The 21845-nt window shown below is 32.3% G+C and carries 17 protein-coding genes and 2 pseudogenes; 13 read left to right on the top strand and 6 right to left on the bottom strand.

Going from position 1 to position 21845, the window contains the following annotated elements; all coding sequences use genetic code 11:
- Nucleotides 1–4 precede the first annotated feature (4 nt).
- The 11 genes and pseudogenes from HPY57_05485 to HPY57_05535 all read left to right on the top strand — a co-directional run bounded on the left by HPY57_05485 (nt 5) and on the right by HPY57_05535 (nt 10596).
- On the top strand, nt 5–259 hold the full coding sequence (locus tag HPY57_05485; GenBank protein NPV11229.1) for a hypothetical protein: 255 nt from the start codon (nt 5–7) through the stop codon (nt 257–259).
- Nucleotides 256–1518: a hypothetical protein gene (locus HPY57_05490; protein ID NPV11230.1), complete on the top strand. Its 1263-nt coding sequence runs from the start codon at nt 256–258 to the stop codon at nt 1516–1518. Before HPY57_05485 ends, HPY57_05490 begins: the two co-directional genes overlap by 4 nt.
- 18 nt (nt 1519–1536) lie before the next feature.
- Complete coding sequence (locus HPY57_05495) at nt 1537–2517, top strand: Gfo/Idh/MocA family oxidoreductase (GenBank protein NPV11231.1); 981 nt, start codon at nt 1537–1539, stop codon at nt 2515–2517.
- Nucleotides 2517–3242, top strand: a complete 726-nt coding sequence (locus tag HPY57_05500; protein ID NPV11232.1) for a hypothetical protein — start codon at nt 2517–2519, stop codon at nt 3240–3242. The genes HPY57_05495 and HPY57_05500 overlap by 1 nt, the downstream gene beginning before the upstream one ends.
- An 80-nt stretch (nt 3243–3322) precedes the next feature.
- Entirely contained in the window at nt 3323–3922 is a 600-nt protein-coding gene (locus HPY57_05505) for a hypothetical protein (protein NPV11233.1), read from the top strand.
- Between the two features lie 686 nt (nt 3923–4608).
- On the top strand, nt 4609–5946 hold the full coding sequence (locus tag HPY57_05510; GenBank protein ID NPV11234.1) for a glucosyl transferase: 1338 nt from the start codon (nt 4609–4611) through the stop codon (nt 5944–5946).
- Nucleotides 5947–6139: 193 nt separating this feature from the next.
- A pseudogene (locus HPY57_05515) lies at nt 6140–6982 on the top strand (zinc metalloprotease).
- Between the two features lie 555 nt (nt 6983–7537).
- Nucleotides 7538–7798: pseudogene (locus HPY57_05520) on the top strand (hypothetical protein).
- A 1458-nt stretch (nt 7799–9256) separates the two neighbouring features.
- Entirely contained in the window at nt 9257–9670 is a 414-nt protein-coding gene (locus HPY57_05525; protein ID NPV11235.1) for a T9SS type A sorting domain-containing protein, read from the top strand.
- A gap of 148 nt (nt 9671–9818) precedes the next feature.
- Nucleotides 9819–10304, top strand: coding sequence for a hypothetical protein (locus HPY57_05530; GenBank protein NPV11236.1), 486 nt, complete (start codon nt 9819–9821; stop codon nt 10302–10304).
- A gap of 55 nt (nt 10305–10359) precedes the next feature.
- Nucleotides 10360–10596 carry a hypothetical protein gene (locus tag HPY57_05535; GenBank protein ID NPV11237.1) on the top strand — a complete coding sequence of 79 codons (237 nt, stop codon included), beginning with the start codon at nt 10360–10362 and terminating at the stop codon, nt 10594–10596.
- Nucleotides 10597–12420: 1824 nt separating this feature from the next.
- On the opposite strand, the gene HPY57_05540 is transcribed toward HPY57_05535, so the two are convergent.
- Both HPY57_05540 and HPY57_05545 read right to left on the bottom strand, forming a co-directional pair.
- Complete coding sequence (locus tag HPY57_05540) at nt 12421–13308, bottom strand: hypothetical protein (protein NPV11238.1); 888 nt, start codon at nt 13306–13308, stop codon at nt 12421–12423.
- A gap of 237 nt (nt 13309–13545) precedes the next feature.
- The gene (locus HPY57_05545; GenBank protein NPV11239.1) at nt 13546–14496 is read right to left on the bottom strand and encodes a hypothetical protein; all 951 of its coding nucleotides are present in this window, start codon (nt 14494–14496) and stop codon (nt 13546–13548) included.
- Nucleotides 14497–14636: 140 nt separating this feature from the next.
- Between HPY57_05545 and HPY57_05550 the strand changes: the two genes are divergently transcribed.
- The gene (locus HPY57_05550; protein NPV11240.1) at nt 14637–15569 is read left to right on the top strand and encodes a TerC family protein; all 933 of its coding nucleotides are present in this window, start codon (nt 14637–14639) and stop codon (nt 15567–15569) included.
- A 4-nt stretch (nt 15570–15573) separates the two neighbouring features.
- Here HPY57_05550 and HPY57_05555 read toward each other — a convergent pair whose 3' ends face one another.
- The gene (locus tag HPY57_05555) at nt 15574–16281 is read right to left on the bottom strand and encodes a hypothetical protein (protein ID NPV11241.1); all 708 of its coding nucleotides are present in this window, start codon (nt 16279–16281) and stop codon (nt 15574–15576) included.
- Between the two features lie 125 nt (nt 16282–16406).
- Between HPY57_05555 and HPY57_05560 the strand changes: the two genes are divergently transcribed.
- Entirely contained in the window at nt 16407–16997 is a 591-nt protein-coding gene (locus HPY57_05560) for an isoprenylcysteine carboxylmethyltransferase family protein (GenBank protein ID NPV11242.1), read from the top strand.
- 25 nt (nt 16998–17022) lie between these two features.
- Here the strand turns inward: HPY57_05560 and HPY57_05565 are convergent, their stop codons facing one another.
- From HPY57_05565 to HPY57_05575, 3 genes are read right to left on the bottom strand one after another with little or no spacing between them, the layout of a single operon-like run.
- Nucleotides 17023–18789 (bottom strand): tetratricopeptide repeat protein, encoded by a 1767-nt coding sequence (locus HPY57_05565; GenBank protein ID NPV11243.1) that lies wholly within the window; start codon nt 18787–18789, stop codon nt 17023–17025.
- Nucleotides 18790–18842: 53 nt separating this feature from the next.
- Nucleotides 18843–20741 (bottom strand): M1 family metallopeptidase, encoded by a 1899-nt coding sequence (locus tag HPY57_05570; GenBank protein NPV11244.1) that lies wholly within the window; start codon nt 20739–20741, stop codon nt 18843–18845.
- 10 nt (nt 20742–20751) lie between these two features.
- On the bottom strand, nt 20752–21597 hold the full coding sequence (locus HPY57_05575) for an esterase family protein (protein NPV11245.1): 846 nt from the start codon (nt 21595–21597) through the stop codon (nt 20752–20754).
- Between the last annotated feature and the right edge of the window lie 248 nt (nt 21598–21845).

Here is a 21845-nt window from a genome sequence, read left to right on the forward strand (position 1 = left end):
ACCAATGAAATTGGATTGGAGTAAATACTTAGGTTTCGAAATTAACATCATAATGAAAGAATATTATGGTGTGGTTCAGACTTCAAAAATGGATGAACCTTTTTACGAGATTGTTTTTAAGGCTGGAAGACTAACTGGTGTATTTGATGATGGATTAATGATTACTGGTAAATACAATGATCAAATTGTTGAGTCTTTCATTCCATTTGAAAGTATAAAGTGTGTTGACATCTTTCATCCAATTAGAAAAGAACAATGAAAATTTTTTTTCTCATCTTCTCATTCTTTAATCTCACATTTGCTCAAGATTTAATTGAAATTAAAGGACTTCGAACTTATTCTATTAAGGATGAAACCCTTCCTCCAATTATTATTTATAATGATTTTGACCAAAACGGAGTTGAAGATACAAGCAACGATTATATCGTAATTGAGTTTGACATAAAATCTCAACTTAAACCAAATCTGCAAATAATCTTTAAGCTTTGTGATAAAAATTGGAATCCTGTAGATAATATTTTTCTTACCAATTTTGGAAAAGATCGATTTTATAATTTACAATACAGTGTTGCACCGAATGGCGTAAAAAGCTACGATTATTCATTTCGTCAAACTTTCCCTGATAGCAGAGGACAAATTACATTCCCATTTTCAGGTAAGTACAAATATCTCATTACTGAATTCAACGATGAAACTAAAGTTTATGGTGAAGGATATTTTGTCGTAGTATATCAAAAATTTCCTGTCACTGCTTTTTATTCAAAAGAAATAATTGATGATAGTCTTTCAGAAATTATGAATTTTAATCAAAGGGATAGAATTTCTGTAAATGTTGAAATTCCGAAACCCTATGATATTTTTCGTCAAAACGAAATTGAAATTGTTCAAAACCAAAAATTTTTCTTTTCAAGTCTTGTGAATTTCAATAAAAAATCTAAATATGAATTTGGTCGCTATCTTCAGCAAAATGTAAAGCAGTATATTAAACGAGATTTACTGCCGGGCAATGAATACAGGCAATTGGATCTGACCGATTTCAGAAAGTATCCTAATGATAGATTGCTGACTTCATTTGCCGGAATTGATGTAAGCAGAAAATTTAATTACGGAGGAAGTGATTTTAACGGTGGAGTGAGAATTTATTCAATTGATGATATTTACAAAGAATATCTTGATTACCGATTTGATTTAACTCTGCCATATCCAGTAGATGGTGATGTTTATGTGATTGGAAGTTTTAATAACTGGCAAATTGATGAAAAGTATAAAATGGAAAATTCAGGAAATTATTATTCTCTCATTGTAAATCTCAAAAGAGGAATTTATGATTACCAATATGTAATTGTGCACGAAACTCATTCTTCAAATAAAAACTTAAAACTCGATTGGCTCGAAATTGAGGGCAACAGCTGGAATACAAAAAATGTGTATTACATATTTGTTTATTACAATAATCCCGACTACGGCGGCTGGGATGAAATTGTAGCTTTCACTGAAATCAAAACAAATCTAAACTGAGTATTAGATATGGAAAAAATAAGAATTGGAATTGCTGGAGTTGGTCACTTAGGCAAACTGCATCTTAAAAATTTACTCGAACAAAAAAATGCAATTTGTTCTGGAATTTTCGATATAGATCAGCAAAAAGCTCAGCAGATAGCTGAAGAATTTAAAGTTCAAGCATTTAGCAGCCTCAATGAGCTATTTAAGTTTTCCGATGGATTAATAATTTCAACCACTACTTCTAATCACTATGAAGTTGGAAAACTTGCACTTGAAAATAATCTTCACATTTTTATTGAAAAGCCAATTACATCTACCATTGAAGAGGCAGAAGAGTTAATCCAACTTGCAAAAAAAAGAAATCGATTTATTCAAGTTGGACACATCGAAAGATTCAATCCTGCAATTCTTTCTCTTGAAAAGTATGAATTAAGCCCAATGTTTATTCAATCCGATCGATTGTCACAATTTAATCCACGAGGAACCGATGTTGCTGTTGTTCTGGACCTGATGATACATGATATTGATATAATTCTTCATCTTGTAAAAAGCGAAGTTGAAAAAATTGATGCTAATGGTGTGGCTGTTGTTTCGGATAGCATTGATATAGCAAATGCAAGAATTCAATTCAAAAACGGCTGCGTTGCTAATGTAACCGCAAGTAGAATTTCTCAAAAGAAGATGAGAAAAATGAGAATGTTCCAGAAAGACGCTTATATTACAATTGATTTTCTGCAAGGACTCTCTGAAATATATCGACTGGTGAAACCTGACGAAGAGACACTTGGAATTTCTTACGGTGAAATTGGCATCGGAGAAAAAAGAAAGAAGGTAATTTATGAACAGCCTGAAATTCCAGAAGTTAATGCAATGAAATATGAGCAAGAATTATTTATAAAAAGTATTCTAACCAACACTTCTCCAGTTGTTACAGGTGAAGATGGAAAAAAAGCACTTGAAGTTGCTGATTATATTATTAAAGTCATCGATAAAAATATTCAAAAGGTGAATTAATGAAAAGAAATGTTTTAATATTTGCTTTCTTAATTTTCTATAGTTCATTAATAAAAGCACAGGATCACAATTCAGTTTCTCAATTTGGTGCTGCTATCAATTTTTACACAGGCTTTCCACAAAATGAATTCAGAGAAAACATTAAAAGAAACGGATATGGACTTAACCTTGAAGGTTACTGGAAACCTGCAGTAAAACTGCCATTCTCAATTGGTTTAAACATTGGTGTTTTGAATTATGGTTCAGTTACAAGAAAAGAACCATTCAGCTACACAATTCCTGATGTTTATGTTAATGTGACCAATCAAAATAATATCATTAACTATCATATCGTTGCACAGCTCGATCATCAGTTTGGAATTTTGAAACCTTACCTGCAGCTCCTTCTTGGCGGTTCTTACATCTACACACAAACAAAAATTGAAAACCAATCAAATCAACAGGAGATAGCTTCATCTACAAACTTTGAGGATTATGCTTTTAGTACCGGAGTAGGTGCAGGAATGATGTTTAGAGTTTCTAAAGGCAAACCGACTGAAACAGGAGAAAAAACTTTTAATGAGTTGTTCATTAATCTTAAAGTGAGTTATCTTTTTGGATCAAATGCAAAATATTTGAAAGAAGGTTCAATTAGATCTGCCGGAGGAGGTCAAATCAATTACGATGTTCTTGAATCAAAAACAGATTTATTCGGTTTGCATCTTGGAGTTGTCTTTACATTTTAATTTTGTGTATTTGAATTAATTAGATTTAAAAATTTTTTTAAAAAACTTGAATAACTAAGAAATCAACCATGAGGAATATTATGAAAAAATATTTCTTAATAATTATTCTCATCTCGATTAGCTTCCAGAGCTGTTCTGTCTTTAAACAGATTACAAACATTTCAAGATTAAAATTCAAATTATACAATGTCAGCGATTTTACAATCAATGGGATTAACATTAGTAATAAATCATCATTGAAAGATTTTAATGTTTTTGATTCTGCTCAATTGCTTAATTCAATTGCCAAAGGAAGCCTGCCCGTTAAATTCAATCTTAACATTGAAGCAATGAATCCAAATGATGGCGGTGGATATCCAAGACAAGATCTTGATATTGTTGATTTCAAATGGCGACTTATCATTGATGATGTTGAGACTCTAAGTGGAAATATTGCAAGACCAATTTCAGTTCCCGGAACTGGTGAAACAACAATTTTCCCAATAACTGTTGAGCTTGATCTTTACAAGTTTTTCAGCCAGAGAGGTTTTGAAAACATACTTAATCTTGCTTTAGCCATTGGAGGGAAAAATCCAAATCTTTCTCGTATAACCCTCAAAGCCCAACCAACAATTCAGACTCCTTTTGGAAAAATTAAATATCCCGAAGAGATTGATATTATTGACAGAGAGTTTAGATAATTTCATTTTGACAATTATATAAATTTTTCTTCGAGGATAAGCTACTTCAAATTATTAGCATATATTTCTTTTGGAAAAGTTCAAAGTATTCCATTTCCCACTATCAGAATGACAATTCCGCTGTCAGGCTGAGTTCATCGAATTATGACAGCGAGTGAATACAAAATTTTAAAAGTATCGTCATCCTTCGTCAGGGCTCAAGATGACAATTCTTTGTCAGGCTGAGCCCGTCGAAGCCTGACAGCAATAAAACTTGAAACATTCTTTTGGATCATCCTTCGACAAGCTCAGGATGACCTAAAATTTCCACTGTCATACTGAGTTTATTGAACTATGAGAGCAAAAAACAATAATATCACACCCCTACCAAAAGCTCATGGTGACATTCCCTTTTACAGACAAAAAGTGAATGTCTGCTGTAAAATTAAATTAATTGAAGCCTGATAACATTTATAGAAAATGCATTTCAAAAAAAGTTACAGTTTAACAAAATCAACCACCGATATTGACAATTTCTTTTATATTTTATATAATCAATTAGGAATTGGAAAAATTAAATGAAACAAATTAACTCAAAAAAATTTTTTCTTATTCCATTTCTCCCCCCCCCACACACACACACTCATACAAATCACTAATTTATTATTACAACACAAACAATCTAAAAAATTTCTTGAGGGATGTTTATGCTTAAAATTATTAAACACATAAATCTGGTTTTGTTTATTACATTCTTTTTCTTTACTACACTCACCTGCAAAAAATCTTCACCTGTTAATCCAGATGAAAATAATAAAATCATTTTCACATTTGAAGATGCCAGCTGCACAGAAGCCTGGTTTAATTTGAAAATTAATGATTTACAATTCCCTGTAAGAGTTGATTTGTATAAAGATAATTTTCTTAATAAGAGCTTAAATGTTTTTGGATCAACCGATACAACTTTTTACATAGAAGATTTACTCCCCAAGAAAAAATATGAAGTATATGTAAAAGTAAAATCAAATAATGGTGAAGAGCTTACAAGTGAAAGAATAAATTTTGAGACAATGGACACCACAAGCCACAACTTTAGCTGGCAGAGCTGGGAGTTTGGAACGATAGGCAGCAGCACATTATATGATGTGGCTATAATAGATGAGAATGATATCTGGGCAGTGGGAGAGATAAACATAGCCGATACGAGCATAAACGGTTACACAACCTACAACGCAGTCCACTGGGATGGAACGAAATGGGAGTTGAAGAGGATATATACGTATAGCAAATGCAGTTCAATTGATTATGCTCCTTTGAGATCAATTTATGCTTTTGCATCAAATAAAATTGTTGTTACATCAGGTGGAGGAATGTGGTGGTTTGATGGAAATAGATGGATTGCTGAATGTAGCATAAATCCTTTGCTCACTGGTGCCATCAACAAGCTCTGGGGCAGCTCGAGTGAGGATTTATATGCGGTAGGCAACAATGGCAACATAGTGCACTGGGATGGAGTGAGGTGGACAAGGATAGAAAGTGGGACAGATTTGCAGTTTCTTGATATTTATGGTGCAAGTTGCCCTAAGACAGGTGAGTTGACAATACTTGCTGTTTGTACACGTAATAATCCGTTAGGAAAAGGTATTTATAAGATAGCTGGAAATACATCTACTGAAATTTCTTACTATCCGATTCAATGGGAATTATGGAGTGTATGGTTTGTTCCAAATAGACATTACTATGTTGTTGGATCTGGTATTTATGAGAAGATAACTCTTTCGGACAGTTTTTGGAAAAATGGTCCATTAGATATAACACATTATGCAACAACTTGCATTAGAGGAAATGGATTGAATGATGTGTTCATTGTGGGAGCTTTCGGAGAATTATTACATTTCAACGGATTCAGGTGGAAAAGTTTTATTGATCAATTGGGATGGTTTAATGGTAGCTACACATCAGTAGCAGTAAATGATAATTTGGTTTGTGTTGTTGGTGGTAATATGCAAAAAGCAAAAGTATTGATAGGTAAAAAATTTAATTAACAAAAAGAGCATAAAAATGCAAAGGGGTCCACCTAAAAATAAGAACAGTGATGCATTTAATATCACTGTTCGTTATTTCCCTCTGTTATACGGAGAAAAAAGCAAACACAGCTATACTGAATAACCACCTATTCAGGTGATTTATTCTTTTTGTTTGCATAACAAAAATAAAATTAATTTTTGATAAAATTAAATGAGATTAAAAATGAAGAGTTATTATTCAAAACTATCCTTTATGACTATTATTATTCTGATGCTATCATCATTAACTTATAGCCAAATAATACGGTGCGGTGTTCAGGACTTGACACCGAATGAAGTCCAGCAATTAAGGGATGCGTTTAATCAATGGATTGGAGCCGGTAACCGAGTAACTGAAGGAACAATAACGACAATACCCATTGCATTTCACATAATTAGATACGATAATGGTACAGCGGATGTTACTGATCAGCAGATAATGGATCAAATTGCAGTTTTAAATTCCAGTTTTGCAAATACAAATTTCAGATTTTCACTGCATAGTATTGAGAGAGTAAATAATACTTCATGGACTACTCATACCAAGGGCTCTCAACAAGAAATTGATATGAAGAACACCCTTGCTGTTGACCCTGCACATATTTTGAATTTCTATACTTGTGCAGCTCCCAAAGATGAATATGGTAACATATTGTTAGGATATGCAACATTCCCTTGGAGTTATCCAGAGGATAGTTATATGAATGGGGTAGTTGTATTATTTAGTAGTCTGCCTGGAGGATCAGCAATAAATTATAATGAAGGTGATACAGGTACACACGAAGTTGGACATTTTGTTGGGCTTTTTCATACTTTCCAAAATGGTTGTAATGAACCTGGGGATGATGTAGATGATACGCCGTATGAAGTTGGACCAGCATTTGAATGTCCGGTTGGTAGAAATACTTGTCCGCAGCCTGGAGAAGATCCAATCCATAATTTTATGGATTATACTTATGACAATTGTATGGATCATTTTACCTCGGGGCAATCATTAAGAATGAACCAAATGATGTCTCAGTATCGCCCATCCATGCTATCAGTAAATGTACTTGTAACAGTTGATCAAAGAAACAGCAGTAATCAACAAATTGGCATTTTAAAGAAATGGGAAGATAACCATTGGGGCAATACTTTCAATCCGGGCACCCAATTTAATTTCCCAGCTAACTCACAGCAAACTATACTGGGCGATCAGTCAATAATATCTAATCAAAAGTATAATAGATGGGAAAGAAATTTTGAAATTGAAACGGATGTGAATAATCACCATTCATTTACAATTCAACAAAATGATTTTAATTATACATCCAGATTTAATCCAACTTATTCAGGTTTAACAATCAAAAACGACTTTCCGGAAGTAGCTGGATTAAACCCTGCAAATGATATTATTCACTTCAAAGACCCGTGGTTGATTGATTATCCCGATCCGCTATACGGAAATACTTTGCGTAACCGTGGAATGGATGCACCATTCAAACAAAGACCCTCGCCCTTCTATCCCGATTACACAACAAGCTACAACGGCGATGTTTACAAAGGCGTCTTCTTAAATCAAGATTATCATATGCCAGGACAACCCTACTACTCCTTAAAAGCAGATGCAGTTCAGGATATATACTTACAGCAAACGGGCAGGACACACAAATTTTATTTTCAGAACTGGAGTGCAACTCCGCAAGGTAGTGCAGATTTTCAAAATGCAAATGCACTTGAGACAGGAGTTGTGTTCAAACAAGACGGAGCTGTTGTAAGTGCAAATTATAAAGGAAGTTTATTGACTAATCAGGCAAATGCTCTTTCAAATACATCACAGAGGAAAGTAATAAGAACATCCAATGGACATTTGCATGTGTTTTATATAAGTATGGGTAAGTTGTGGTATGAGAAGAGTGTGAACGGAGTAACCTGGTATGCACCAAAAGTTATCAATTACGAAACAGAAGTTATAAGTTTTTCTATCGATAGCTGGCAAAATAAAATTTACATAGCCAGCCATCAAAGAGATGGTAATGACAATGCAATTTTATTTTATATGATTGATGAAAATGGAAATTTATCTAATATTTATTATCCGATTGAGATTGAAAGTGGAGTTGATGCTAAACCTGTAATAGGTGCTTATGATCAAAATATTATTATGGTTTATAAATATAAAGATAACGAGCCTTTAAAATATTTAAGATTATTATTTAATGGGACTTATTGGATAACATTAGAAGATAATATTAATTATTCAAGTAATATATCGATAAATCCATCTTTAAGCATTGTAAAATCTGGTACAAATAACACAGCACCTGAACAAACTTTTATTCATTTAATTTGGGAAGATAGATACAATGAGATAAGTTCAGATATTTGCTATTTAAAAATTGGTTTCATGCCGACAGATTTAAATGCAAATTATTTTTATGATTATGTTGTAATAAGTAAAGGCAGTGGGTATGAGTTATGTACAAATGGAAATATTGTTGCAGTAGATAATTATCTAGCCCATATAGGATTTATAGGACAAAGAAAATTCTATCCTGTTGAAAATTATTATGTCCCTGACGAAAGTCGGGCAGTATTTACTTCACTTGCCCATAAAGGTGTATTTTACTCATTTGGGGATGATGTACAAAGTGTAAGTATAAATTGTTGTAATACGAGATGGACATTTGCCTGGACGAGGGGGAATGATCTTCCAGTACAATATGTGGATTCGAGAGATATAAGGGTAATATACCAGCTTGGTAATTTAAGAGGAGTGGATGTTCATATTACAAATGGTATAGTTCCTGAGGATATGTATGCATTTGTGATAAATACATCACAGTTGCCATATCCGATTAATTATAGAGCAATATATGGAGATATAATACCTGAGGAATTAGTAGTAACAGAGGATAGTCGAGAAGGAATTGTAAGCAAAGAGGGAGCAGATGTTTATTACTCAATTGGTGAGATAAAAGTAGGAGATGAGAAGGTAGGATTTGTTGAAATTCCGGATACAACAGGACTAATAACACTTGAGAATGCAAACAGGTATTTAATAAGTAAGCCTTTTATGGTTAATGATAATTCAGGATTTGTTTATTCGATAAAGTATGGGGTAACAGATTCGAGTGCATTGAAGGAGGCATTGACAAATACGGATTACATAAAGTTTAGAATAGAATTAATAGATTACAACACAAAGGAATTGCTTGGAGTATTTGATGAGGTTAGTTATAATTCGGAGAGTGTATCGAAATATGAGAACATAAATTACTATGTTAACACAGCTGGACTTGGTGAGCGAATGGTTCAATTGCGGCTTGTTATAACAAATAATGTAGATCCATATTATTCGCTTTCAGATAAGTTCAGTGATGCCAATTATAATCTTTCGAAGAAAAAAGCGAGAAAGGAAATAAATTACAAAGGATTACTTGGAGAGAAAGTTTATTCTTATGAGTTGATACAAAACTATCCAAATCCATTTAATCCAGTAACAAAGATCAGATACTCAGTAAAAGAGACAAAGCCTGTGATGATAAAGCTTTATGATATAGTAGGAAGAGAGGTCGCAACACTTGTAAACGAAGTCAAAGATGCAGGTGAGTATGAAATAGAACTTAATGCTGGGAAATTTGGATTGAGCAGCGGGGTATATTTTTATCAGATGAAAGCAGGAGATTTTACTTCAATAAAGAAGATGGTTGTGTTGAAGTAATTTAGAGATTAAAAGCCAGCTCAATTGAGCTGGCTTTTATTGTTTTAAATCATCATGATTGAACTGAATTTGTACTAAATACAATTAAGAGCATTCTTAGAATTAATAGAAAATTATTATTCACAAAAACAAAAGAAGGAGATTAACAATGCCATACCAAAACATTAGTTATGAATTAAAAGACAATGAAAAGAATGAAATCATAGAGCTAATTAATCAAATAAATCAAAAACTTCCATTTTTGATCAATCTGACACCGGAAGAGAGGATGGAACTTCCAAAGATGGGTGATAAAACAATTCCATTTGTAGAGAAAGCTTTAGAGCTTTCAAATTTAAACCCAAATTTAGTTCCTCCATATATAAATTTAGATGAATTAAGGAAAGATTTAGAATTGAGTAAATCATTAAGAGAGATATTAAATTTAGTTGGACAATTATACGAGAAATTGAGCGATACATACACAGCAGTAGGGAGTGAGGCATATGTATCTGCATTAGCATTTTATAATTCTGCGAAGTCAGCTGCAAAGTCAAATGTTCCTGGGACAGATGTAATAGTTAATGAACTTGGTAAGCGATTTACAGGACAAGGAAAATCAAAATCATCAGGTAACAATCCAAATCCACAATAAAGTATTGCCAGACTGACAATTAGTTGACATTCTGACATATTTATTTATTGAATTTATGATACCCCTACCTATACAGGCGGGGGTATCCACCTATATAGGTACCCCCTCCCACCTCAAAGTTGAACTAATTCAAGTTAAAGTTGAACTAATTCACCTTAGAATTGAACTAATTCAGGTCAGAGATGAACTAATTCAGGTCAAAGTTGAACTTGTTTATCTTAAAGATGAAATAATTCACCTCAAAGGTGAACTAGTTCGGGTAAAAGGTGAACTTGTTCAGGTCAAAGGTTAGCTTTTTAAGGTCAAGGGTGAACTTTTTCAGGTCAAAGGTAAACTTATCCATCTTAGAGGTGAATTAATTCATGTAAGAGGTGATGCTGATTTTGTAAATAAAATTCTAATAAAGAATATGTAATAGGCCGCTCCTAAGGGAGCTTTGATATTTTTTTCTTTTTCCTTTCGCTACAAATAGGTTGCTTCTAAGGAAGCTTTTTGAGAAAAAAAATTATTAAGGCCAGAAAAATTGAAGATAAAATTGCAGTCCCCCCAAAAAAACAAAATCCTGAAGGGATGAAATTATATCAAAATTAAAATTCGATTGAAATATATGATTGATTTCTACCATTGATCATAAAATGTCACTCCTTCGGAGTTTTAATTTTTTCTGCGAAAATTTCATTCTACAATAATTTCACCACTTCGTGGTTAATTCTACAAATAGGTCACTCCGATGGAGCTTAGGTTTTTTGTTTCTTGTATTTTCTACAAATAGGTCGCTTCTACGAAGCTTCTTTAAATTTCAATAAAGACAAAAACTTACCTACAGACATTTTAAAAGAAATCGCATAACTGTAACCTGGTTGATGCACTAAATAATTATTTATGAAAATGTGAAGGTGCAGAGCAACGACCTATTTGTAATGAAGAATGTACTTTGGATAAAAATTGAAGTCGCATAGCGACAACCTCTTTGTAGAAAAAATGATGAACGACATCAAAAAAAGTTGCGTAGCAACGACCTCTTTGTAGGAAAAATGTTGAACAGCCAAAAATAAAGTCGCGTAGCGACGACCTATTTGTAGAACGAATTAAGTGCCGAATAAAAAATCAAATCCAGAATGGATGAAATTATTATAGAAAAAACAATTACACATAAAACAAAAATAAATATAAAAACCCCGCAGGGGTTTAATGTGAATAACCCCCAATCGCATTGGGGGTATATGAGAACAAAAACTCATAGAACCCCAAAGGGGTTCAATTATAACAGAATTTGTTCTAAACGATCTTAAAAATTCAATTGCAGAACAGACATTAAAAAAATTTTGAAATTCACATTCAACCCCTTCAGGGTTGGAAACATCTTTTGACATTATTTCCCCGAGTGCAACTCGGGGCTAATCATATTCAACTCCTTCGAAGTTGGTGTAAATAGATCACAAAAGATATTGATTTAATTTCGATTAATTGAGAACCTAATCCAGAAGGGATGAAATTATCTAAAAATCTGATTACAGAAAAAATTTTTGACACTAGAATTTTGTGTTCAATCTGATAATGTCACTCCTTCGGAGTTTTAATTTTTTCTGCGAAAATTTCATTCTATAATAATTTCACCAATTCGTGGTTAATTATATATTTCATAATTACGACAAAAAAGAAACGATAAAAGCCAAAGAGCCAGTTCAATTGGGCTGATTCATAAAAAGACTAGATAATTCTAATTTAATTTTAATAGGTCGCTCCGATGGAGCTTTGGTATTTTTTCGTTTTATATCTTTTCTACAAATAGGACGCTTCTAACGAAGCTTCTTTAAATTTCAATAAAGACAAAAACTTACCTACAGACATTTTAAAAGAAATCGCATAACTGTAACCTGGTTGATGCACTAAATAATTATTTATGAAAATGTGAAGGTGCAGAGCAACGACCTATTTGTAGTGAAGAATGTACTTTGGATAAAAATTGAAGTTGCATAGCGACAACCTCTTTGTAGAAAAAATGATGAACGACATCAAAAAAAGTCGCGTAGCAACGACCTCTTTGTAGGAAAAATGTTGAACAGCCAAAAATAAAGTCGCGTAGCGACGACCTATTTTAGAAACTATAAACCCATTATTTAATTACATTTATAAATGCTTGAAGAGAAATTTTTACTTCCGTATCTGCTAGTCCTCGATAATTATCCTGATAACGAAAACCACTATCGAGCAAAAGCCAGCGATTTATTCCAACTCTTAATCCGCCTGAAAAAACTTTTCTTAAATCCGGAGAGATCAAACCGGTTTTTGGATCGACTTTGAAATAAGGAATTGTTTGAGCTTCTGCGATCAAATAAGTAATTTCACTCAACTGAAAATCAAAACCAATAGCCCCATAAAAAGTATTTTTCATTTTTTCACTCTGGTCAATAAAGAATGAATCAACAAAATATGATTTAAGATTACGGTAACGAAGATCACCAATTCCAAATCCCAGATGCACTCTTGAAAAATCATTCATTTTTTTCGAAAATGAAATAATTAAATGCGTAATTCTTGTATCGTATGTAAGGCTTCTCAATCCAAATTGAGCGAGTTCTGGTTTCTTTTCCTTCAAATCAAAATTTGACGATTGATACCAATCGTTATTAGTTCTCAAAGTAACAGCAATGCCGGGGATGTTCTCTCTTTCTCCAATGATTTTAATTTTTAGAGCAATTGATGCAAAATTTTCCGTCTTGCTAAAAACTGAACCAAGTAAGCTCGCTGTGCTAACCTCAATATCACCATAACCACCGAGACCAAATGAAACAGAACCAAGAAATCCATCTGAATTTTCAAGTCCAAATGAGCCTCCAACTAATAATGCCAAGTCTAATGAATTTTGAACATCTGCTGTAGGAATCGAAAACAATCTTCCTGGATTGTGATCGAACTTCTTTTCTGGAATTTTTTCATCCTGTGAGAATAGAAAACCCGCGAGAGAAAAAAATATTAAAAGGAGAGAAAAATTAAATTTCATAATCACTCCATATTTTTTGTTAATTTAATATAAGTATCAAGAAAAAGGCAAAATAAATCTCATCTTTTTTATAATGAGAGATTAAACTTTTCACTGGGTAATTAAAAATTTATTTGATTGAACAAATTAGATTGACAAAACAATCTATCCATTAGCTTTTCAGAATTATCTAAACTCAAATCTTTATTGAATGGTGAAGTTGATTATTAATTTAAGTCTATTGGGAGCCAAATCAAATTAATCTTTGAATTCTTCTTCACTAGCAGGAATCAAATCAACACTTTCTCCGGCCTTGATCTTATCCTGTGCTTTCTTTGAAAATTTTATAAGTAAATCTTTGATTTCATTTTGATCAGGATTTCCATCCAAAATTGCAGCAATAGGAGCAGGTTCGGTTAATGTAAAAAGTTTGAATTTATTTTGAGCGATCTTAAATATCTTCTTATTCTCAGCATCATTTCTACCAAGAACAATCCATTTGTTTTCATCAATAAAATGTCTGCCAAGAACTATAAGTTGAGCGGTTGTTTCATTGAGAGGTTTTTGCTCATTTAAAATTTTCAAAACTCTTGTTCCAATTTGAGGATCTGTTAAAAGACAACCTCCAGCCGGTGATGAAAAGTTTTGAATTCCAAATTCTTTAACAAGATGTAATTGAAATTTCCTGTTTCGTCCTTGAAATCCGTACAGTTTATTACGATCAACCCAGCCGAGTCTTTCTGGTAATGTTGGTTGTAATATTTTTGCTGATAGTGGCCTCAAAAGTAAATCATCAACATCCGCTTCTTTTCTGATAACTTCCATTGCCCATCTATTTTGAGTCATTGGACGTTGACCGACAACTTCACCGCTTATTAAGAAATCGGCACCAAGTTCTTTTAAAAGTTGTTTAGTCTTCGAAAGCATCAAAATTTTACAGGCAATACAGGGATTAGCGTATTTCCCAAATCCATATTTCGGTTTTGGTAAAATTTTTAGATAATCTTCGGTTAGATTGATAAGCAAAGCTTTTTCAAATCCATGTGATTTACAGTAGTTGTAAAATGAGTCTGGATCTTCATAATATTTCCAGTTGAAAAATGGTGTGATGTAAGTTACGGGTATGACTTCAATTCCCTGTGATTGGATTATCTTCCCTGCGAGCAAACTGTCTAATCCATTTGAAAAAAGTAAAAGTGCTTTCCTCATAAGCTTCCTTTGAATTCTATGTTTTGTTAGTAATAATAATAAAAATTTATTATTCGTTGAATTAATTGTTGAATTGTGAATGAAATCTTCTCAATATATCTTCTATCAAATAATTAAATTTGTAAAAATTTGGTGTAAATATGACAACACAACTCTGGTATTGGATAATTTTTGTTGTTGTAGTAACAATAATGCTCGCAATTGACCTATGGTTCACAGATCATAGAAAAACCAAACTGGGAATAAAAAAAGCTTTTATATGGAGTGCAATCTGGATTGGGGTTGCTTTGCTCTACAACATCTCGATTTATTTTAAATTCCCGAATGGCCATATAAAAGCGATGGAGTTTTTAGCAGCATATTTGATAGAAAAATCTCTCTCGGTTGATAATCTTTTTGTTTTTATAATGATTTTCACAATAATGGGGATTGAAGATAGAGATCAACCGCATATCTTAAAATGGGGGATTTTAGGAGCAATTTTTTTTAGAATAATTTTCATTCTTGCTGGTGTTGCACTTATCGAAAAATTCGATTTTGTGATTTATATATTTGGAGCAATTTTACTTTACACAGCTTATAAAATGGCATTCACACCAGAAAAGAAAATAGAACCAGAAAAAAATTTCTTCGTGAGACTTGCTTCAAAATTTTTCCCGGTTAAAACTGATAATGTGCACAAGTTTTTTGTCAAAGAAAAAGGAAAATTTTATATAACAAATCTTTTCTTAACGCTTTTGCTTATTGAATCAACCGATATAGTTTTTGCAATAGATTCGATACCTGCAGTAATTGCAATTTCAAGAGATCCATTTATAGTTATTACTTCAAACATATTTGCAATTCTTGGATTGCGGGCACTCTATTTTGCACTTGCTGGAATAATGAGCCTATTTAGATATCTCAAATATGGAATTGCTTTTCTTTTGTTTTTTGTTGGTGTGAAAATGTTGATTTCGGAGTTTTATCACATTCCAATTTATATTTCTCTTAGCGTAATTGCTGTTACTATCACTGTTTCAATTCTGGCATCAAAATTAATTAAAGAAAATCCAGAAAAGGATCAGGAGTAAAATTTTACAACCCGAGGAACTGAACTCCGATTCCGCAAAGAAGTATTGTCAATCCAGCTATTGTGTGAATATGTTTTTCAAGTTTCTTTTGTGGAATTATTTCAATACCATATAAGCCGAGAATTACCATAACAAGCATCGTTAGAATTGTTGCAGTTCCAAAAATTAAAATCACCAGGATTAAACCGCTTATACTATGTTGTGCAGCTGGTATCATCAATACTGGAATGAGAGCTTCGCAGGGTCCAAAAACAAAAATTATGAATAATGTCCAGCTCGATATTTTTTCCGGTTCTTTGTGAATGTGTTTGTGCTCAACAGATAAATGATTGTGTTCGTGAGAGTGAACGATATTTTCTTCAATGTGATGATGAGTGTGTGAATGTTTATACTTTGCTTTAATTAATCCATATATTGTGTAACCAAGCCCAAAGGCGATCAAAAGCCAACCTGCAATTTCACCTCTTGCGTTTTCTATAGATTCCAATTTTGAAATTGATAAACCCAGAGCAATTCCAATTATTCCAATCACAACTGTGGATAAAACATGGCCAATTCCGCATAAAGTCGTTACCCAGATCGTTTTGATTTTTGACCAATTCAGAGATTTTGAAAGAGCTATGAACGGTACATAATGATCAACTCCAAGAATCGTATGAATGAAGCCAAGCGATGCAGCTGTTCCAATTAATAGAGTTATTTGTTCGTTCATCTCATTCTTCCTCAATTAATGTTATCATAATTTAATTTTTGCCAACAAAAATATGGAAAATCTCTCAATTAACCTCGATTAGTTTTGAAATCATTTATTAATTTTGAAAAACGATAGATGAGAATATGAACTACGATATTTTAATTAATCTAATTATCATCATTAATATTGTTCTCACATTTTCTGCAAACATTCCCCTTGCCAGTTTCTCTTTTAAGAAAAAGTTACAGCCAGTTTTAACAAGAGCTAACTCATACTTGCAAAATTATCCGAAACTCATCTCGGCGATCATCTTCTTATTGATAATTGCTGGTTTGTTTGGATTTGGGCGTGTCGAAATTGAAAATCCAAATTTTAATTTCGTCAGAATAATAGCTGCTCTAATGTATACTTTATTCTCCTGGATACAAATCTATTCTGCCAAACAACTTGGTGAGTTTTACTCACCTGATATTGTAGTTTATAAAAATCACAAAGTAATTGATAAAGGCTTATATAAATTTATTCGACATCCATTTTATATATCTCAAATTTTGCAGGACATATTTGCCGGTATTGCCCTTTCAAACTGGATAATTCTTTTAATTACAATTGTGCTTGAAGTGCCTCTTTATGTTGCCAGAGCAAATGTTGAAGAAAAGTTACTTCTAAGAAATTTAGATGAATATAAAGATTATCAAAATAGAGTTGGAAAGTGGTTTCCAAAGTTGCGATAAAAGATTTATAACCGAAAAATTCAAATCACTTTTTCAATTTGTCTTTTAGAATATTATTCTCAGGAAAACCTAATTGAACAGCCTTTTGATAATAGTAAGAACTTGAATCGATTTTATTTTGATTAAAAAAATACAGGGCGAGATTAAAATACCCTTCCGCAAAAAATGGATTTATATCAATAGATTTTCTAAAGTACTTGTATGCAAGCAAGTCATTCTTCTTTTTTGCGTAAAGCACACCAAGATTATTATAAGCTTCGAAATAATTGGGATTGATTCGAATTGCCTGTTTAAGGTTAAGCTCTGATCTATCGAGTAAGTTTTTTTGTAAATAAAGATTTCCAAGATTATTATATGCTGTTGAAAGTTCAGGATTTTTTTGAATTGCTTTTATAAAGTAGAATTCTGCACTGTCGAGCATACCTTTCTTTTTAAAGTTTATTCCAAAATTCAAAAATGTTTCTGCTGAGTTTGGATTTAAAGAAATAGAGAGCCGGTAATGCTCTTCTGCAAGATCATATTTATTCATTCGATGGTAAACATTTGCAAGTCCACGATGAACAAAGAATGATTCTGGTGAAGTTTTAGAAGCAGATTCATAAAAATTTAAAGGGTCGCTGAAATTTTTCGTATGCTGGAGATTTAGATAAACAAAGAAAATTAAGCAGATGCTTAAAGCAATAAATATGATGAAGGATTTTAATTGATCAAAAATTCTCATCTGAGATAATGAAATAAGAATTCCAGCAATTGGTACATACAACCTGTGATCGAGAAAATTTGTAAAACCAATTAATCCTATCATTCCGCTGATTGAGAAAAACAAAAACCATAATATTCCAAAAACATAAAGCTTTAAATTATGTATTCCATTCAAACTTAAAAGAGCAAAGATTAAAAATGTTGAAATCCCATAAATAAGATTTATGTTTTCAGGCAAAGTCAATACACTAAGATTTATTGGTAAAAATATTTTACCGAAATAATTGATCAATCCTTTTATGTAGTCAGTTAAAGAAAAGGTAAGATTTTCAATTTCCAGTGATTTAATTTCAGCTTTTGTTCTCAATATGAAATAAATGATCACAGGGATGAGGTATAGCAAAAAGATTCGAAGGATTTTCACATAACTTAGTTTTTCATTGTTCAAAAAAATTAAATACAGAAGAATGAAAAGTAATAATAGTAAAGCATTTTCTTTCACTAAAAGAGAGATAAAGAACGATATCAGACTTAGTATTATCAATATTTGTTTATTATTCTTATCAGCTGATTGAGATTTAATTAGTGCAATTAAAGATAGGCTTAAAAATATAGAAAGAAGTGAGTCGTTTCGTCCTGGTATCCAACTTACAGCTTGACTTATTGCAGGATGAATTGAAAATATCAAGCTTAAAAGAAAAGATTTGAATTTATTTTCAGTTAAACTTTTCAACAATAGAAATAATAAAAAACTTTCAACTAAATGATAGACTATATTTGATAAATGATACATAAACGGGTCATTCCCACCAATCAAGGCATCAATCATAAAACTTAACATTACAACCGGGCGGTAATAAACACCAGAATCAGAGATTAAAAGATTTGTCTGAAAAATATAAGGGATGTTTTTGAGATCTCTTAAGATGTGCTGTTTGTTTACAATTAAATCATAATCATCAAGGGCAACAAAATCAAAAGATAATGATTGGAAGTAAACACCCGTTACAAAGAATGTGAGTATGAGAAAAACTTTAAGATTTGATTGAGAAATATTGTTTGTGAGATCTTTTAATTTTTCAATAATCATAAATCACAAAGCGGCGAGCAATTTAGTTATCGAATCGCTCCCCGCTCTTAAGTTTATTTCACGAAATAATATTCATTGTTTGATCTATCTACATCAGGGATTTTTCTTGATCCAAGTTCAATTGAAATTGGCTTCTTTTCAATTTTAAGCTCATAATGAATTTTATCTTTGTTTTTCCAGACTTTAGTTGTCTCGTAAAGTTCTTGAGTTGAATTATCATCAAATAAAATTTTAATAGAAACTGGAACAGGAATTTTTCCAATCTTTCTAACATCAAAACTTAATTTGTTTTTCACAAGTTTTACATTTTCAATTGCGAGATCTGGTACACCCCTTTCAAAGAACCACGGTATAAAGTACCAGCTTAAATCTTCACCTGCATATTTATTAAAAGTAAAGAAGAAATCATAAGGCAAAGGATGTTTACCGTTCCATAATCGGACATACTCCTTCATAACAGATATAAATTTTTCTTTACCAAGCATATCTCTTAGAAAGTCATAAGCGCAACCAGGTCTTCTGTAAGAAGCAACCCGGTAAGCATTGCCGCTCAGTAAAAATGACGGAGTTATTAAAGGCATTTCTTCATCAGAGCCAGCAAAGTTCTCATAAGAAGTTGCATTACCTGCTCTTGGTCCATCACCCTGAGAATATCTTTCCTGCAAATCGAAAGGAAGCATAACTGCAAATCCTTCATCCATCCAGGCAAATCGTTTCTCGTTTATACCCATATAGAATGGGAAATAAGTGTGAGCAATTTCGTGAGATGTTAGTCCAACCGCAGCAGCGTAAGACTGAACAGAACCATCATTAACCATCATTGGGAACTCCATTCCACCTTGACCATTAAAGACGGTCATTGATGGATAAGGATATGGAATTTGTGGAAATTCATAGGAGAAATAATAAATCACATCACGAGCAATTTTTGCAACATCGTAAAAATCTTTTGATTCTTTTTTATAAGCTGCTGATATGAAGGTTTTTCTATTGGTAGTTTTATCAACAACAAGAGTTGACGCATCCCAGAGATAATGATCACTCAATGCAAAAGCAAAATCAGGGACATATTGTGCTTTGTAATGAAATGTAATTTGGTCTTTATCACTCGTCTTTAGCCTGTTTGATTCAATATCTTCTAATCTGATTATGTTAATTACAGAGTCACTCTTCTGAGCTTGTTCAAATCTTTCAAGAACTTCTTTACTAAAAACATCTGCAGGATTTTGAAGGACTCCGGTTGCCCATACTATAAAATTTTTGGGTACAGTGATTTTTACATCGTAATTATTGAAATCATTATAAAATTCAACTGTCCCTGTGTAAGGTATCTCATCCCATCCATAAACATCATCATAAACAGAAATTTGTGGATACCAGTAAGCAACAAAGAAAGATGTTGAATCATAAGTCCCCATTCTAACATTTGAAAATTTAGGAATGGTTAACTCCCATTCAATTTCAAATAAATTCTGAGACTTTGGATAGATAAACAGCGAAGAGTCGAGTTTTATGTTAAGATTTGTCCCAAACTGATTAACTTTTGATTTGTCATTTAAATCAATCTGTATTCCTTCGATTAAAAGTTTTTTCAGTTTTACTCCATCATGAATATCAGAAGCATTTACCTGGAAATCTCTCGGTGAACCTTTCTTAAATAAGTCCTGGTAAATTCGAATTACAACTCGATTTAATGTATCGGGGCTGTTATTGTTGTAAATGATTTTTTCTCTGCCAATCAATTTTCGCTCAGAGGGGAGAAATTTAGCTTCAATAAAATAGTCAGATGAATTTTGCCAGTAATTTGGTCCAGGAGAACCATCAAGTGAACGAGTCCCTTTTTTATATGCATTAAGGATATTTCTTGGAATTTCAATTTGCGAAAGTAAAACTGAGTTAGTAAAAAAGAAGAATAGTAGAAAAGAAAGAATGGCAAGTTTGTTTTTTCTCATCTGAATTCCCTCACTTAATTATTTTATAATCAGATAATCTTTTAAGGAAGTTATTGATTTCTAAGTCCCAGAAGATCCAGTTGTGTTCACCTGGCAGTTCGTGATATTCATACATCGCACCTTTCTTTTGAAGCTTCTCTACAAGCTTTCGATTTGAATCTAAAAGACCTTCAAGTGGGTCATCTTTACCGCAAGAAATGTAAAGATATGGAAGAGTTGCTGTATTGATGCTGTCAACTAAAACAAGAAGGTCATTTTTATCCCAATGTTCGGTTCGTTTTTCGCCAAATGCTTCTTTTAAACTTTGATTAAGCAAGTTTCTATTTTTTTCAATCATTGAGGGCCATCTAAACGCTCCGCTAAATGAACCTGCATAGTAAAACAGATGAGGATACTTCATAGCAAATTTCATTGCACCATAGCCGCCCATTGAAAGTCCAGCAATCACTCTTCCATGTTTTGTCGAGATTACTCGATATCTTTTCTCGACATACGGAATTAACTCTTTTATTATATAATCTTCATAATTTCTGTTCTTTAGAACTGGTGAATTTGTATACCAACTATTATCAGCTTCAGGTGTGACAACAACAAACGAATAGTTTGATAAGTACTGAACTAATCCTGTTCGATTTATCCAATCTGTATGATCTCCGCTGTATCCATGTAATAGAAAGATTACTTTATATCTTTCATCTGTCTTGAAATAATCTTTTGGTAAAATGATATTGAACCTCTTATATCCACCAACTGCGTTTGAGTAAACGCTGTCAAGAAAAACACGGACTTTATCCTGTGTAAAGAGTTGTTGAACGAATAATAATAAAGCGAAAAATAGAATTGTGCTTCTCTTCATAGACTTTAATCCTTTCTCATTATTACAATCAAATTAAAATAATAAAATTTCAAAAGTATATAAAAGAAATTTTTACAAGCGGCTTTTTAAATATTTATTTCAATTCTTTACTGTGAACTTTTCACCACCTACAGATATTGCTTATTTTGATTAAAATAAAAATCTACTAAAGGTTGATTGAGACTTTTGATTTGTTATTTGAAATAGACTAAGGATAAACTGAAAATGTAGAGTTTAATTTTGAATAA

This window comes from Ignavibacteria bacterium (assembly GCA_013177855.1).
GTDB lineage: Bacteria > Bacteroidota > Ignavibacteria > Ch128b > Ch128b > Ch128b.

Excerpts from the sequence above, each read along its gene's own strand:
- HPY57_05500 (NPV11232.1), top strand. The coding sequence starts at position 2,517 with ATGAAAAGAAATGTTTTAATATTTGCTTTCTTAATTTTCTATAGTTCA.
- HPY57_05510 (NPV11234.1), top strand. The coding sequence starts at position 4,609 with ATGCTTAAAATTATTAAACACATAAATCTGGTTTTGTTTATTACATTC.
- HPY57_05565 (NPV11243.1), bottom strand. The coding sequence starts at position 18,789 with ATGATTATTGAAAAATTAAAAGATCTCACAAACAATATTTCTCAATCA.
- HPY57_05555 (NPV11241.1), bottom strand. The coding sequence starts at position 16,281 with ATGAACGAACAAATAACTCTATTAATTGGAACAGCTGCATCGCTTGGC.
- HPY57_05550 (NPV11240.1), top strand. The coding sequence starts at position 14,637 with ATGACAACACAACTCTGGTATTGGATAATTTTTGTTGTTGTAGTAACA.
- HPY57_05535 (NPV11237.1), top strand. The coding sequence starts at position 10,360 with ATGATACCCCTACCTATACAGGCGGGGGTATCCACCTATATAGGTACC.
- HPY57_05505 (NPV11233.1), top strand. The coding sequence starts at position 3,323 with ATGAAAAAATATTTCTTAATAATTATTCTCATCTCGATTAGCTTCCAG.
- HPY57_05485 (NPV11229.1), top strand. The coding sequence starts at position 5 with ATGAAATTGGATTGGAGTAAATACTTAGGTTTCGAAATTAACATCATA.
- HPY57_05490 (NPV11230.1), top strand. The coding sequence starts at position 256 with ATGAAAATTTTTTTTCTCATCTTCTCATTCTTTAATCTCACATTTGCT.
- HPY57_05525 (NPV11235.1), top strand. The coding sequence starts at position 9,257 with ATGGTTCAATTGCGGCTTGTTATAACAAATAATGTAGATCCATATTAT.
- HPY57_05540 (NPV11238.1), bottom strand. The coding sequence starts at position 13,308 with ATGAAATTTAATTTTTCTCTCCTTTTAATATTTTTTTCTCTCGCGGGT.
- HPY57_05570 (NPV11244.1), bottom strand. The coding sequence starts at position 20,741 with ATGAGAAAAAACAAACTTGCCATTCTTTCTTTTCTACTATTCTTCTTT.
- HPY57_05545 (NPV11239.1), bottom strand. The coding sequence starts at position 14,496 with ATGAGGAAAGCACTTTTACTTTTTTCAAATGGATTAGACAGTTTGCTC.
- HPY57_05530 (NPV11236.1), top strand. The coding sequence starts at position 9,819 with ATGCCATACCAAAACATTAGTTATGAATTAAAAGACAATGAAAAGAAT.
- HPY57_05575 (NPV11245.1), bottom strand. The coding sequence starts at position 21,597 with ATGAAGAGAAGCACAATTCTATTTTTCGCTTTATTATTATTCGTTCAA.
- HPY57_05560 (NPV11242.1), top strand. The coding sequence starts at position 16,407 with ATGAACTACGATATTTTAATTAATCTAATTATCATCATTAATATTGTT.